The 15,088-nt window shown below is 69.9% G+C and carries 12 protein-coding genes; 8 read left to right on the top strand and 4 right to left on the bottom strand.

The annotated features are described in order from the left end of the window. Positions 1-5: 5 nt before the first annotated feature. Positions 6-1,667, bottom strand: coding sequence for a hypothetical protein (locus AX018_RS05400; RefSeq protein WP_211322373.1), 1,662 nt, complete (start codon positions 1,665-1,667; stop codon positions 6-8). Positions 1,668-1,927: 260 nt separating this feature from the next. After that, positions 1,928-2,617 (bottom strand): GntR family transcriptional regulator, encoded by a 690-nt coding sequence (locus AX018_RS05395; protein WP_111876283.1) that lies wholly within the window; start codon positions 2,615-2,617, stop codon positions 1,928-1,930. Between the two features lie 66 nt (positions 2,618-2,683). On the opposite strand from AX018_RS05395, the gene araD reads away from it, so the two are divergent. The 3 genes from araD (at position 2,684) to AX018_RS05380 (ending at position 6,264) form a co-directional block, all read left to right on the top strand. After that, positions 2,684-4,429: an L-arabinonate dehydratase gene (araD, locus tag AX018_RS05390; RefSeq protein ID WP_111876282.1), complete on the top strand. Its 1,746-nt coding sequence runs from the start codon at positions 2,684-2,686 to the stop codon at positions 4,427-4,429. Positions 4,430-4,479: 50 nt separating this feature from the next. Then, on the top strand, positions 4,480-5,196 hold the full coding sequence (locus AX018_RS05385; protein WP_111876281.1) for a ribonuclease activity regulator RraA: 717 nt from the start codon (positions 4,480-4,482) through the stop codon (positions 5,194-5,196). 81 nt (positions 5,197-5,277) lie between these two features. After that, on the top strand, positions 5,278-6,264 hold the full coding sequence (locus AX018_RS05380; protein WP_111876280.1) for a Bug family tripartite tricarboxylate transporter substrate binding protein: 987 nt from the start codon (positions 5,278-5,280) through the stop codon (positions 6,262-6,264). Between the two features lie 7 nt (positions 6,265-6,271). Here the strand turns inward: AX018_RS05380 and AX018_RS05375 are convergent, their stop codons facing one another. Beyond that, a complete protein-coding gene (locus AX018_RS05375; protein WP_111876279.1) occupies positions 6,272-7,228 on the bottom strand; it encodes a LysR family transcriptional regulator in 957 nt (318 codons plus the stop codon). 155 nt (positions 7,229-7,383) lie between these two features. On the opposite strand from AX018_RS05375, the gene aptA reads away from it, so the two are divergent. Then, positions 7,384-8,751, top strand: a complete 1,368-nt coding sequence (gene aptA, locus AX018_RS05370) for an omega-aminotransferase AptA (protein WP_111876278.1) — start codon at positions 7,384-7,386, stop codon at positions 8,749-8,751. A 74-nt stretch (positions 8,752-8,825) separates the two neighbouring features. Further along, positions 8,826-10,343 carry a CoA-acylating methylmalonate-semialdehyde dehydrogenase gene (locus AX018_RS05365; protein WP_111876277.1) on the top strand — a complete coding sequence of 506 codons (1,518 nt, stop codon included), beginning with the start codon at positions 8,826-8,828 and terminating at the stop codon, positions 10,341-10,343. Positions 10,344-10,590: 247 nt separating this feature from the next. On the opposite strand, the gene AX018_RS05360 is transcribed toward AX018_RS05365, so the two are convergent. After that, the gene (locus AX018_RS05360; RefSeq protein WP_245951442.1) at positions 10,591-11,037 is read right to left on the bottom strand and encodes an OmpA family protein; all 447 of its coding nucleotides are present in this window, start codon (positions 11,035-11,037) and stop codon (positions 10,591-10,593) included. 346 nt (positions 11,038-11,383) lie between these two features. Between AX018_RS05360 and AX018_RS05355 the strand changes: the two genes are divergently transcribed. The 3 genes from AX018_RS05355 (at position 11,384) to AX018_RS05345 (ending at position 14,823) form a co-directional block, all read left to right on the top strand. Continuing rightward, entirely contained in the window at positions 11,384-13,696 is a 2,313-nt protein-coding gene (locus tag AX018_RS05355) for an NADP-dependent malic enzyme (protein WP_111876342.1), read from the top strand. Positions 13,697-13,851: 155 nt separating this feature from the next. After that, positions 13,852-14,256 (top strand): guanyl-specific ribonuclease, encoded by a 405-nt coding sequence (locus AX018_RS05350; protein ID WP_111876276.1) that lies wholly within the window; start codon positions 13,852-13,854, stop codon positions 14,254-14,256. Between the two features lie 141 nt (positions 14,257-14,397). Further along, a complete protein-coding gene (locus AX018_RS05345) occupies positions 14,398-14,823 on the top strand; it encodes a barstar family protein (RefSeq protein ID WP_111876275.1) in 426 nt (141 codons plus the stop codon). Positions 14,824-15,088 lie beyond the last annotated feature (265 nt).

Here is a 15,088-nt window from a genome sequence, read left to right as displayed (position 1 = left end):
ATCCCTCACCAAGGTGGGTTTGCGGTCGCGGCATTGCCGGGTCCGGGCGCCGCCTGGGCGGCCTGGGCGGCCTCCTTGGCCGCCTTGACCTGCGCCCGGTGGCGTTCGCGCCCTATGTAGCTGTTTTTCGGGGTCAGGAGCTGCGCGATATCCGGGCGGCCCCATTGTTCCGGTTCAATGACCCAGCCACCGGCCCGCAGTTGGGCGATGTGGTCCTTGAGGCCCTGGTGGCGCTGGACCGCCGCGTCGATCTCGGGCTCGGTCAGCTTATCTTCCAGCATCGAACGGATGTCCCTTTCCGTGAGCGTCTGGATGGCACGCTCCATCCCGGTGTCGACCACCGGAGGCGGTTCCGTGCCGTGGAGTCCGAAGCGCCAGGGGTCATTCTGGATCTGAGCAATATCGCCCGGCTCGGTCGCGCTCTTGCCGAAGCACTGGTCGTTGTCGATGCCCGTGACCTGGACGCTCCCGTCCGGCCCGCGGTGGATGAAGTAGTTGTAGCCATGGCGGTCGCACTGGCCCGTCAGGTGGTCGAGCAACTGGAGCTTGGTCACCTCCACGCACACCTCCGGGCGGTTCAGGACGCTCAGATCGACCTCGCGGGCCGGCTGGCCTCGGGCCCGCTCCATCATCAGGCCGAGGTGGGAGGCGAAGGGGCCGCCCCCGGTGTCGATCAGCGCCACGCGCGTATCCGCGATCACGGGCAGGCCGAGCTTGCGGGCGTAGGAGACCGTCGCGATATTGCGCATGGCGGTCTGCGGGTTGTCGCCCGGGATACCGGTCACCGCGGCGGCCCATCCGCCCTCCTTCTTCTTGAGCGGCTTGAACACGCCATCGAACGCGCGGCCATCGGGGCCTGCGAGCTTGACCTCGAAGACGGTGTGGAACGCGCCCGATCCCAGCTTCCGGGGCTTTTCCTGCACGTGCACGTTGGTGTAGGCGGGCCGGGTGTCGCGCGTCACCTTCAGGTCCAGCCGTTCGTAGAGGCGGTCCATGGCCCATTGGTCGAGCACGTTCAGCAGCAGCTTCCGGTCCTCTTCGAGGATGCCCTGGCCCAGCATCCCGTCCTCCAGGGCCGTACCCATCGCATCGACGGCCTGTACGGGATCGATCCCGCCGGCCTGGGCGATCGCCATCAGGTCGGCGCGCACCCGCGCCTCGAACGCTTCCCTGCGCCGGCCCTCCATGGGTTTGGGCGGTTCTTGCAAGCGCGCGTGCCATTTCTCGGCCAACGTGGCCGGATGCTGCCTTGCCGCGCGGCCCTTCAGCCGCCTCATGGTCTTCCCGCCTTTGGGCAGCGCCGAACCCACCAGCTCCGCCTGCTGGGCGCGCAGGGCCTTCCGGGCCTTTTGGGCCCGCTCGGCCTGCTCCTGCTGGCGCTCCAGGGCCAGCAACTCGCCCAGCGTCGTGCGCTTCGCCTGCGAGGGCTGCCGGGCCGCCTCCGGGCGCTGCGGCGGATTCGCTTCGGCAGAAGAAGACTGCGACCGCATCTCGCCACTCGGCCGGGGCAGCGGGCCGCGCGGGAGCGGCCCGGCGGCCGCGCCATCGGGCCGCTGCGGCGCACCGCTCAGCCCGGCAGGAGCCTGGAGCACGGCCGGCGGATGCGATGCCGGCGCGGGGGCCTCGGCACCGGGGGCATCGCGTGACGCATTGGGCGTGCCGGACACGCTGGGCAGGAAGCTCCGGGCGGTCCGGAAGGTGTTCTCTGACAACATGGTTTTCTTTCCGTCGCCAGGACGGTCTGGCACGGGTGAGCTTCGCGATCGAAGCCCCCTGGCCCGCGCTGCCCATGCGAAGCGCCCTGCGGAAATGCGAAAACACCACCACTTCCGTACCGCCCGGCGGCAACCGCGGGCCGCGCCCGGGGCACCGACACCCGCCAGCGCCGCCGGAACGCGCGGCCCCGCGGGCCGGCGAGGGGCCTGCGTCAGGTTTCCACGTAATCCGGGTACCGGGCGCAGATCTCGTCCACCTGGCTCAGCGTGCCCGAGAGGTGGGTGCGCAGCGCCTCCTGCGCGGCCAGCGGCTCGCCGGCCGCGATGGCCTCCACGATGCGGCGGTGGTCGGCCAGCACCGCCTGCGCCTTGCCCTCGCTCGGCAGGTGCAGCCGGCGCAGCCGGTCCACGTGGCCGGAGCGGCGGCGCACCAGGTCCCATAGGCCCGCCACGCCCGCGGCCTCGTACATGAGGCGGTGGAAGCCCTGGTCGGCCTCCACGAATTCGCGGTAGGTGCCGGGGGCCGCCAGCGCGGCCATGGCCTCCACCTGGGCGCGCAGGCGCGCGAGCGTGGCGTCGGCTGGCTCCAGCGCCAGCGTGCGCACCACCTCCAGCTCGATGGACCGCCGCAGGTAGTGCGCCTGCCGCGCGGCCGGCACGTCGATGCGGCTCACCACCGTCGCATGCTGCGGGAAGATGTCCACCAGCCCTTCCTCCCCCAGGCGCAGCAGCGCGTCGCGCACGGGCGTCTGGCTGATGCCGAAGCGCTCGGCCAGTTCGGCGCGCGCCAGCACCGTGCCGGGCGCGAGGTCGAGGCCCACGATCGCCTCGCGCAGCTTCTCGAACACCTGCGGCGCGGCGTGGCGCGAGCGGTCGAGGCGGACTTTCTCTCTCACGTTCATAAGCGGCGGATTGTCGCACCGTGGTGCTTTGACGCACTAATATATTAGTGCTTTAATGTGTTTCATATGACGATCCCACGCCGCCCCCCCGAGTCCCTGCGCAGCGCACGCTGGTTCGCCCCCGACGACCTGCGCTCCTTCGGCCACCGCTCCCGCATCATGCAGATGGGCTACGCGCCCGAGGACTGGACGGGCAAGCCCATCATCGCCATCGTCAACACCTGGTCGGACATCAACCCCTGCCACGGCCACTTCAAGCAGCGCGTGGAGGATGTGAAACGCGGCATCCTGCAGGCCGGCGGCTTCCCGGTGGAGCTGCCGGCCATCTCGCTGGCCGAGGCGTTCGTGAAGCCCACCACCATGCTCTACCGCAACCTGCTGGCCATGGAGACCGAGGAGCTGCTGCGCAGCCACCCGGTCGATGGCGCGGTGCTCATGGGCGGCTGCGACAAGACCGGCCCGGGCCTGGTGATGGGCGCGATCAGCATGGGCCTGCCCTGCATCTTCGTGCCCGCCGGGCCCATGCTGCGCGGCAACTACAACGGCCAGGTGCTGGGCTCGGGCTCCGACGCCTGGAAGCTCTGGGACGAGCGCCGCGCCGGCCGCATCACCCAGGCCGAATGGACGGGCGTGGAAGGCGGCATCGCCCGCAGCCACGGCACCTGCATGACCATGGGCACGGCCAGCACCATGACGGCCATCATCGAGGCCATGGGCCTCACGCTGCCCGGCGCCTCCTCCATCCCCGCGCCGGACGCGAACCACGTGCGCATGAGCGCCGAGAGCGGCCGCCGCATCGTGGACATGGTGTGGCACGACCAGACGCCCGCGCGCCTGCTCTCGCGCGATGCGTTCCTCAACGCCATCGACGTAGCCATGGCCGTGGGCTGCTCCACCAACGCCATCGTGCACCTGGTGGCCATGTCGCGCCGCGCGGGCGCGCACTGCGCCGTGACGCTGGAGGACTTCGACGCCGCCAGCCGCCGCGTGCCCGTGATCGCCAACGTGCGGCCCAGCGGCGAGACCTACCTGATGGAAGACTTCTACTACGCGGGCGGCCTGCCGGGCCTGATGACGCGCCTGCGCGGCCACCTGCGCCTGGGGGCCGCCACCGTCACCGGCCGCACGCTGGGCGAGAACATCGAGGGCGCCGGCGTGTTCAACGACGACGTGATCCGCCCCATCGACAACCCCATCTACGCCGAGGGCGCCCTGGCCGTGCTGCGCGGCAACATCGCCCCCGGCGGCGCGGTGATCAAGCCCAGCGCCTGCGCGCCGCACCTGCAGCGCCACACCGGCCCGGCGCTGGTCTTCGACGACTACCCGAGCATGAAGGCCGCCGTGGAAGACCCCGACCTGGACGTCACGCCCGGCCACATCATGGTGCTGCGCAACGCCGGCCCGCAGGGCGGCCCCGGCATGCCCGAGTGGGGCATGCTGCCCATCCCCGCCAAGCTCGTGAAGCAGGGCGTGCGCGACATGCTGCGCCTGTCGGACGCGCGCATGAGCGGCACCAGCTACGGCGCCTGCATCCTGCACGCCGCGCCCGAGGCCTACATCGGCGGCCCGCTGGCGCTGGTGCGGACCGGCGACCTCATCACCGTGGACGTGTCCGCGCGCCGCATCCACCTGGAGGTGAGCGACGAAGAACTCGCCCGCCGCCGCGCCGCCTGGACGCCGCCGCCGCCGCGCTTCGAGCGCGGCTACGGCTGGATGTTCAGCCGCCACATCCTGCAGGCCGACCAGGGCTGCGACTTCGACTTCCTCGAAACCGGCTTCGGCGCGCCCGTGCCCGAACCCGACATCTTCTGACGGCAACCCCGCCTCCGCATTCCCGCAACGACTTCGCCCCCTGGAGACCCATGGCCCTCGACCCCCGCACCCGCGAACAGCTCCTGCGCGTGAGCACCGCCACCCTCTGCACCGCCCTCTTCAAGCGCGGCCTGCGCAACCAGTTCCTGCAGGACGTGCACCCCCTGCGCGCCGGCCGCCCGAACATGGTCGGCGAGGCCTTCACGCTGCGCTACATCCCGGCGCGCGAAGACCTGAACACCATCGGCGTCTTCCAGAACCCCGACCACCCGCAGCGCAAGGCCGTGGAAGACTGCCCGCCCGGCGCCGTGCTGGTCATCGACAGCCGCAAGGACGCGCGCGCCGCCTCGGCCGGCTCCATCCTCGCCACGCGCCTCATGAAGCGCGGCGCGGCCGGGCTGGTGACCGACGGCGGCTTCCGCGACACGCCCGACATCGCGCAGCTGGACATGCCCGCCTACCACCAGCGCCCCTCGGCCCCCACCAACCTCACGCTGCACCAGGCCATCGACATCAACGTGCCCATCGGCTGCGGCGACGTGGCCGTGTTCCCCGGCGACGTGGTGGTGGGCGACAGCGAAGGCGTGATCGTCATCCCCGCGCACCTGGCCGGCGAGATCGCCGCCGAGGCCACCGAGATGACCGCCTTCGAGGACTTCGTGACCGAGCGCGTGCAGGACGGCCAGACCATCATCGGCCTGTACCCGCCCACCGACCCGCGCACGCCCGAGGCCTTCGCCGCCTGGCGCAAGGAGCGCGGCCGCTGAGCCGCGCCGGCGCCGCGCCGCCGCTTTTTCGCTTTCCATAACGACAACGACGACACCCATCCACCCGCAGGAGACAAAACCATGCACCCCGATCGACGCCACGCGCTGCACGCGCTCGCGGCCCTGGCCGCCACCGCCCTTCCCCTGGGCGCCCACGCGCAAGAATGGCCGGCCGCCAAGCCCATCACCTACGTCGTGCCCTTCACCCCCGGCGGCTCCACCGACATCATCGGCCGCGTGCTCGCCAACAAGCTGCAGGAATCGCTCAAGCAGGCCGTGGTGGTGGACAACAAGCCCGGCCAGGGCGGCGGCATCGGCGCGGCCTACGCGGCCAAGGCGCCGGCCGACGGCTACACCCTCTTCGGCGGCACCATCAGCACCCATGCCATCAACGCCAGCCTCTACAAGAAGCTGCCCTACGACCCGGTGCGCGACTTCGAGCCCGTCACCCTCGTGGCCACGCTGCCCAACGTGCTCATCATCGACCCCAACCTGGGCGTGAACTCGGTCCAGGAACTCGTCGCCCTGCTCAAGAAAGACCCGGCCAAGCGCATGTTCGCGTCCTCCGGCGCGGGCACCTCCACGCACCTGGCCGGAGAACTCTTCGGCGACCTCATCGGCGTGAAGCTCACCCACGTGCCCTACAAGGGCACGCCGCCCGCCCTCACCGACGTGGCGGCCGGGCAGGTGTCCTTCATGTTCGACCAGATGACCGCCGCCCTGCCCCTGGCCAAGGCCGGCCGCGTGAAGCTGCTGGCCGTGACCACGGGCAAGCGCATCCCCCTCGCGCCCGAGCTGCCGACCATGATCGAGTCCGGCGTGGCCGGCTTCGAGATGTCCTCCTGGCAGGCCGTCTACGCGCCCAAGGGCACGCCCAAGCCCGTCGTGCAGCGCCTCAACGCCGAGATCGTCAAGGCGCTCAAGCAGCCCGACGTGCAGGCCAAGCTGCAGGACCAGCTCGGCATGACCATCGTCGGCAGCACCCCCGAGGAACTGGCCGCGCACATGGCCAGGGAGATCCCGCGCTGGGCGGCGCTGGTGAAGAAGTCGGGGGCGTCGGCGGATTGAGGGCGCTTCAGGCTCCAGCGTGCGCGCGCTCCAGGCATTCCCCGAACGCCTGCGCCGCCCGTGACGGCGCCGGCGAGCGCCGCACCAGACTCACGAACCGGCATTCATAGCGCAGCAGTTCCGGCCGCACCGCCTGCATGCGGCCGCGGCGCTCGAAGGCCTCGGCGTAGTGGTCGGGCAAAAAGCCCAGGTAGCGCCCCGAGAGGATCAGCGTGGCGATCGATTCCTGGTCGAAGCCCGTGGCCGCGCGCGTGAGCCGGGCGCGGTGGCTCAGTTCCATGTTGGGCGAGTGGTAGCCCAGGCCCGCGAAGGGGTGGGCGCGCACGGCGTCCCAGTCCAGCGCGGTGTGGTCGGCGCCGAAGAGCGGGTGGCCCTGGCCGCAGTAGAGCAGCATGGTTTCGCCGAACAGCTCGGTGTAGCGCAGGCTTTGCGAACTGCGGTGCGCGGGGATGATGCCCACCTGGTAGCTGCCGTCGATCACGCCGCGCTCGATGGCGTTGATCGAGGCCACGTGGAGCTGCAGCTCCACGTCGGGCGCCTGCCGGGCGAAGGCGGCGATGGCCTCGCCGATGCGGGCGGCCGGGTTGCTGGCGGTCTTGTCGAACACCGCCACGGCCAGTTGCCCGCCCATGCGCGCGTGGATGTCGTCGATGCCGTCGCGGAAGCTGCGCACCGAGGCCAGCAGGCGCAGCGTCTCCTCGTACACCCGCTGGCCCTCGGGCGTGAGCGCGAAGCCCGCGCGGCCGCGCCGGCACAGCGTGAGGCCCAGGCGCGTCTCCAGGTCCTTCATGTGGCGGCTCACGGTGCTGGTGCCGATGTTCAGCTCCAGCTCGGCCGCCGCCATGCCGCCGCACTCCACCACGCTCTTGAACACCTGCAGCAGCCGCAGGTCCATGTCGCCGAGCTGGCCGAGCACGGCCCGCTCGCGGGCGGGGGGTGGGGCAAGGGGGCGATTTACTTGCATGGATCGTCAAGTGAACATGGATATTTGACCATTTGAGGAATTATCGGCCGCCGGAACAATGGCCCGTCAGCGCGATGCGCCCACCCCGCCGCTGCCGCTGCGGCGGGGCCCTCGCTTCTCTTTTTCCTCCCCCCTTCCGCCCTGAGGGACCGACCATGAGCTTCTCCGTCCTCGACACCGCCCCCGGCGCCGATGCCACCGCCCCCCGCCTGGATGCCGCCTGGCTCGATGCGCACTGGATGCCCTTCACCGGCAACCGGAACTTCAAGGCGAAGCCGCGCATGATCGTGGGCGGCCAGGGCGCCTATTACACGGATGCCGAGGGCCGCAAGATCTTCGACGGCCTCTCGGGCCTGTGGTGCTCGGGCCTGGGCCACGGCCGCACGGAGGTGGCCCAGGCCATCGGCCGCGCCGCCGCCACGCTGGACTATGCGCCCGCGTTCCAGTTCGGCCACCCTGCCGCGTTCGAGCTGGCCAACCGCATCAAGGCGCTCACGCCCGAGGGGCTGGACTACGTGTTCTTCACCGGCTCGGGCTCGGAGGCCGCGGACACCTCGCTCAAGATGGCGCGCGCCTACTGGCGTGCCAGGGGCCAGGGCCAGAAGACACGCCTCGTCGGCCGCGAGAAGGGCTACCACGGGGTGAACTTCGGCGGCATCTCGGTGGGCGGCATCGTGGGCAACCGCAAGACCTTCGGCCAGGGCGTGGAGGCGGACCACATCCCGCACACGCAGCCGCCGGCCGGCTCGTTCTTCCAGGGCATGCCCGATACCGACGGCCGGGCGCTGGCCGACAAGCTGCTGGACGTGATCGCGCTGCACGACGCCTCCAACATCGCCGCGGTGATCGTGGAGCCGTTCTCGGGCTCGGCCGGCGTGGTGATCCCGCCCAAGGGCTACCTGGAGCGCATCCGCGAGATCTGCACGCAGAACCACATCCTGCTGATCTTCGACGAGGTGATCACCGGCTTCGGCCGCTGCGGCGCCTGGACGGGCGCGCAGGCCTTCGGCGTCACGCCCGACCTGCTCAACTTCGCCAAGCAGGTGACCAACGGCGCGCAGCCGCTGGGCGGCGTGGTCGCCACGAAGGAGATCTACGACACCTTCATGGCGCAGGGCGGGCCGGAGTACATGCTGGAGTTTCCCCACGGCTACACCTATTCGGCCCACCCGGTGGCCTGCGCGGCGGGCAACGCGGTGCTCGATCTGCTCGAGCAAGAGGACATGCCGGGCCGCGTGCGCGCGCTGGCGCCGGTCTTCGAGAAGGCCGTGCACGGCCTGAAGGGCGCGAAACACGTGGCGGACATCCGCAACTACGGCCTCGCCGCCGGCTTCACCATCGCCGCGCTGCCGGGCGAGCCGGCGCGCCGGCCCTACGAGATCGCCATGAAGTGCTGGGACAAGGGCTTCTACGTGCGCTATGGCGGCGACACCATCCAGCTCGCGCCGCCCTTCATCTCCACCCCCGCGGAGATCGACCGCCTGGTGAGCGCGCTGGGCGATGCGCTGCACGAAACGGCGTGACCGCCATTCACTCACTTTTCAATAGCAAAGTATTCAGCAAAACCGCCGACATACGGCTTGATCGACTCCGAACCATGCACCAGGACCCCTCCGTCACCACCACCGTCGGCCACCTGATCGACGGCCAGATCGTCGCCGACGCGGCGCGCACCCAGCCGGTGTTCGACCCCGCCACCGGCCAGTCCTCCACCAGCGTGGCGCTGGCGGGCCGCACCACGGTGGAGGCGGCCATCGCATCGGCCGAGGCCGCCTTCCCCGCGTGGCGCAACACGCCGCCGCTCAAGCGCGCGCGGGTCATGTCCCGCCTCAAGGTGCTGCTGGAGGAGAACGCCGACCGGATCGCCCGGCTCATCACGGCCGAGCACGGCAAGGTGCTCCCGGACGCCCACGGCGAGCTGCAGCGCGGCATCGAGAACGTGGAATACGCGAGCTACGCGCCCGAGCTGCTCAAGGGCGAGCACAGCCGCAACGTGGGCCCGGGCATCGACGCGTGGAGCGAGTTCCAGCCGCTGGGCGTCACGGCCGGCATCACGCCGTTCAACTTTCCCGCCATGGTGCCGCTCTGGATGTGGCCCATGGCCGTGGTGTGCGGCAACACCTTCGTGCTCAAGCCCTCGGAGCGCGACCCGAGCAGCGCGCTCCTCATCGCGCAGCTGGCGCTGGAGGCGGGCCTGCCGCCCGGCGTGCTGAACGTGGTCAACGGCGACAAGGAGGCGGTGGACGTGCTGCTGACCGACCCGCGCGTGAAGGCCGTGAGCTTCGTGGGCTCCACGCCCATCGCCGAGAGCATCTACGCCACGGGCTGCGCGCACGGCAAGCGCGTGCAGGCCCTGGGTGGCGCCAAGAACCACGCCGTGGTCATGCCCGACGCCGACATCCCCAACGCCGTGAGCGCGCTCATGGGCGCGGCCTACGGCTCCTGCGGCGAGCGCTGCATGGCCATCCCGCTGGTGGTGGCCGTGGGCGACGCGACGGCCGACGCCGTGATCGCTGGCCTCGTGGCCGAGATCGCGAAGATGAAGGTCGGCCCGGGCACCGACGCCGGCAACGACATGGGCCCGCTGGTGACGCGGCAGCACTTCGAGAAGGTGAAGGGCTACGTGGACAGCGGCGTGCAGGAGGGAGCGACCCTGGTGGTCGATGGCCGCGCCGTGCGCGTGGCGGGCCACGAGGCGGGCTACTTCCTGGGCGCGTGCCTCTTCGACCACGTGAAGCCCGGCATGCGCATCTACCAGGAGGAGATCTTCGGCCCGGTGCTCGGCGTGGTGCGCGTGCAGACGCTGCAGGAGGCCATGCGGCTCATCGACGAGCACGAATACGGCAACGGCACCTGCATCTTCACGCGCGACGGCGAGGCCGCGCGCCATTTCACCGACCACATCCAGGTGGGCATGGTGGGCGTGAACGTGCCGCTGCCCGTGCCGGTGGCCTACCACTCGTTCGGGGGCTGGAAGCGCAGCCTGTTCGGCGACCTGCACGCCTATGGGCCGGACGCCGTGCGCTTCTACACCCGGCGCAAGGCCATCACCCAGCGCTGGCCCTCGGCCGGCGTGCGCGAGGGCGCGGTGTTCAGCTTCCCGAGCAGCCGCTGACGCCGACGCGGCGGGCCCCAGGCGGGAAGCCCAGCGCGGAAGGATGGCAGAACGGCAACGCCGCTGGCGCCACCTTCTGCAGAAGCCCGCTCCGTCCGCCGCGCCTGGAACGGGCAGAGCTTTCCCGTCCAATGGCCGCGGAGCAGGCCACGCCAGCAGACGCCGCGGAGCGGGCTCCGCCCGGCCGCAGGCGTCGTCCCCCCTCCGGGGGGGGGAAGGCGCCGAAGGCGACTCAGGGGGGATCAGATCACCGCGGCAGCACCGTGACCGCCTCGCGCTCCTGGGCGGTGCTGTACATCACGCGCAGGTTCTGCGTGGGGATGCCGCGCGCCACCAGTTCCTTGCGCACGGCCAGGGCCCGGGCCAGCGCGACCTCGCGGGCATTCTTCACGGCCTTGCGGTCGCTGTAGCCCTTGATCTCCCAGCGCTGGGTGGCCGACGACTTGTCGGCCGCCACGACGTCCAGCAGCGCCAGCGCCTCGGGGGGCAGGGTGGCGTCCGTGCCGGTGAATTCGGCGATGGTGCCGTCCTCGGGCACGCGCGGCGCGGCGGGAGCGGGTGCCGGCTCCGGAGCCGGCGCGGGAGCCGGGGCGGCGGCCGGAGCCTGGGGCTCGGCGGGAGCACCCGAGCCGGCCTGGCCGGGCGCGCCGCCCGCGCATCCGCCGAGCACGACGGCGCAGCAGAGAAGGCCCAAGAGTTGGCTGTAGGAACGCATGGAACGCATCGATTCACCTGTTGTGATGGCTGGAAAAGAAAACGGGCGGACGGCGGCGGTGCGCCAGCGCCCTGGCAGGATGCGCCCGGGCCGCGCCATCCCTCCCGGATCGCGCGGGCAGGCCGCAGCAGACACCGATTGTCCACGCAGAGCCGTCCGCCATCCAAACGGGCAGGGCCCCCGGGGCGCCGCCGGGCGGATCCGCGTGGTGGGCTGTCTACAATCGCACACCCCGGAGAGCCTGGATCCGTCCCCTCGCGCCCTGGCAGCGCAGCACCCGCATCCGCACCTTCACCCGCCAATGTCCCCTGAGCTGGAGAGCTTGATGTCCGACAACAACCCGGCAACCCCCGCGCCCGACAAACGTGCCCTGCTGCGCAAGGCAGCCCTCGAGTACCACGAGTTCCCCAAGCCCGGCAAGATCGCCATCGCCGCCACCAAGCAGATGGTCAACCAGCACGACCTGGCGCTGGCCTACTCGCCCGGCGTGGCCGCCCCCTGCGAGGAAATCGTCAAGGACCCGGCAGCGGCCTTCAAGTACACGGCGCGCGGCAACCTCGTGGGCGTGGTCACCAACGGCACCGCCGTGCTGGGCCTGGGAGACATCGGCGCGCTGGCCGGCAAGCCCGTGATGGAGGGCAAGGGCGTGCTCTTCAAGAAGTTCTCGGGCATCGACGTGTTCGACATCGAGATCAACGAGAAGGACCCCGAGAAGCTGGTCGAGATCATCGCCAGCCTGGAGCCCACCTTCGGCGGCATCAACCTCGAAGACATCAAGGCGCCCGACTGCTTCTACGTGGAGCGCAAGCTGCGCGAGCGCATGAAGATCCCGGTCTTCCACGACGACCAGCACGGCACCGCCATCGTGGTGGGCGCGGCCATCCTCAACGGCCTGAAGGTGGTCGGCAAGGATCTCTCCCAGGTCAAGCTCGTCACCTCCGGCGCCGGCGCCGCGGCGCTCGCCTGCCTGGGCCTGCTGGTGAAGCTCGGCATCCCGCGCGAGAACATCTGGGTGACGGATCTGGCCGGCGTGGTCTACGAAGGCCGCACCGAGCTCATGGACGAAGACAAGGCCCAGTTCGCGCAAAAGACCGACGCGCGCAAGCTGGCGGAAGTCATCGCGGGCGCCGACGTGTTCCTGGGCCTCTCGGCCGGCGGCGTGCTCAAGCAGGACATGGTGCGCACGATGGCGGCCCGCCCGCTGATCCTGGCCCTGGCCAACCCCAACCCCGAGATCGCGCCCGAGGACGTCAAGGCCGTGCGCGACGACGCCATCATGGCCACGGGCCGCACGGACTACCCGAACCAGGTCAACAACGTCCTGTGCTTCCCGTACATCTTCCGCGGCGCGCTCGATTGCGGCGCGACCACGATCACGCTGGAGATGGAAATCGCCGCCGTGCACGCCATCGCCGAGCTGGCCCAGGCCGAGCAGAGCGAAGTGGTGGCCGCCGCCTACGTGGGCGAGCAGCTCGCCTTCGGCCCCGAATACCTCATCCCCAAGCCGTTCGACCCGCGCCTGATGATGAAGATCGCGCCGGCCGTGGCCCAGGCCGCGGCCGACAGCGGCGTGGCGCAGCGCCCCATCGCGGACATGGACGCCTACCGCGACCACCTGCAGACCTTCGTCTACGCCTCGGGCACCACCATGAAGCCCATCTTCACGGCCGCCAAGCTGGCCACGAAGAAGCGCGTGGCCTATGCCGAGGGCGAGGAAGAGCGCGTGCTGCGCGCCGCCCAGATCGTGGTGGACGAGAAGATCGCCCGCCCCACGCTCATCGGCCGCCCGGCCATCATCGCCCAGCGCATCGAGAAGTTCAGCCTGCGCCTGAAGGAAGGCGTGGACTACGACGTGGTGAACGTCGAGAACGACCACCGCTACCGCGACTTCTGGCAGACCTACCACCGCATGACCGAGCGCAAGGGCATCACCGTGCCGATCGCCAAGATCGAGATGCGCCGCCGCCTCGCGCTCATCGGCTCCATGCTGCTGCACAAGGGCGAGGTGGACGGCCTCATCGTCGGCACCTGGGGCCACACGGCGCTGCACCTGAACTACATCGACCAGGTGATCGGCAAGCGCGCGGGCGTCAACACCTACGCCTGCATGAACGGCCTGCTGCTGCCCGACCGCCAGGTGTTCCTGGTCGATACGCACGTCAACTACGACCCCACGGCCGAGCAGCTCGCGGAGATCACGGTGATGGCCGCCGAGGAGATGATGCGCTTCGGCATCAAGCCCAAGGCCGCGCTGCTGTCGCACTCCAACTTCGGCAGCAGCAACCAGCCGAGCGCCGTCAAGATGCGCCAGACGCTGGAGCTGCTGCGCGTACAGGCCCCCTGGCTGGAGGTGGACGGCGAGATGCACGGCGACGTGGCGCTGGATGCCGCGCAACGCGCCAACGTCATGCCCCACAGCACGCTGGCGGGCAGCGCCAACCTGCTGGTGCTGCCCAACATCGACGCGGCCAACATTTCCTACAACCTGCTCAAGACGGCGGCCGGCGGCGGCATCGCCATCGGCCCCGTGCTGCTGGGCGCGGCCGAGCCGGTGCACATCCTGACGGCCAGCGCCACCGTGCGCCGCATCGTCAACATGACAGCTCTCACCGTGGCGGATGCCAACGCCGCTCGCTGAAGCGCTTCGCCATAGCAAGCGCTAACTTTTAGCGAATGCAAACCTTGCAAGCGCCTGCCCATTTTTTGGGCAGGCGCTTGCTTTTTGGGGGTCTTTCCGTCACACTACTGGCTCGAAATTTCGGGTAAACCCGTAGTTTCTGAAAGGTGTAGTTGATGCTGAAGGCCATTGCCATCCGGGCGTACAAGGCAGGTATTGCGTGCGCTCTGGGTGCCGCGTTTGTTCTGGCACCCATTACGGGGGAAGCCCGGAATGCCCCGTCTCCGGACGGAATTGACACCATCGCACTGGCAGAGCTGCCGCCGCAAGGGCGCACGACCTTCGGGCTGATCCGCGAAGGCGGCCCTTTCCCCTACGACAAGGACGGCACCGTCTTTGGCAACCGGGAACGCCTGCTGCCGGCGCAGAAGCGGGGCCATTACCGGGAATACACCGTCAGGACGCCGGGGGCTCGCAACCGTGGCGCACGCCGGATCGTGTGCGGGGGCCCGCCCCGCACGCCGGACGCCTGCTACTACACCAGCGACCACTACGCGAGTTTTCGGAAAATCGTCGAATGACGCCGCCCGTGTGCCAGCCGGCATGGGCGCGACGCACTGAACGATTGCAGGCCTGCCGACTCCCTTCTTGAGAAGACGCGCTTCTGGCGCTCTTCCAACGATATCCCTCATTGGTGACCACATAAAGAAAGAGCAGCGGAGATGGAAATGCCACTTCGTAACAACCAGGACAACCCCTTGCGCGGCGTACGCCCCAACATCGTGCAGTCGATCCGCGCTTTCCGCGTGCAGGACCTGCAGGCATCCGCCCAGTCGCTGGGCCAGCACTTCCTGTATGCCAACCTCGCGCACGCCCAGACCAAGCAGGACATCCTGGAGCTGATCGCCAGCCAGTTCATGTTCCCGGCGCACTTCGGCAAAAATTTCGATGCGCTGTACGACTGCATGACCGATCCCCTGCACAAATCGGGCCCGCAGCCGGGTTTCATCGTGGTGCTGGAGCAGATCCCCACCACCGTGAAGTTCGACAAGGAAGTGCGCGAGCAACTGCTGGACATCTTCCGCGAGACGGCAGATTACTGGGGTGACCGAAAAATCCCCTTCCGGTGCTTCTATTCTTTTCTGTAGCCCGTTCTGCATCCACCAGCCAGGCAGAACGGGCGAACGAGGCTAACGACGCCGCCGCAGAGCCCATCGAAATCACCCTCGATTCCGGCGCCGAGAAGATGCCCACGGACAAGCTCGTGGACGTCTCCCCGCTTGCCCTTCGCATGAGCAGCCCGTTCAACGCAGGCTACTGGCTCGCCGCGGCCTGACGCCGGCCGCGCCAAGCCGCGCGCGGGCCACCGCGCGGTGGCGCGTTCCCTGACCCCAGGCCGCCCCCGGGCGGCCT

This window comes from Paracidovorax anthurii (assembly GCF_003269065.1).
GTDB lineage: Bacteria > Pseudomonadota > Gammaproteobacteria > Burkholderiales > Burkholderiaceae_C > Paracidovorax > Paracidovorax anthurii.
Note: the sequence above shows the minus strand (reverse complement) of the source record. Positions and strands in the feature narration are given on the sequence as shown.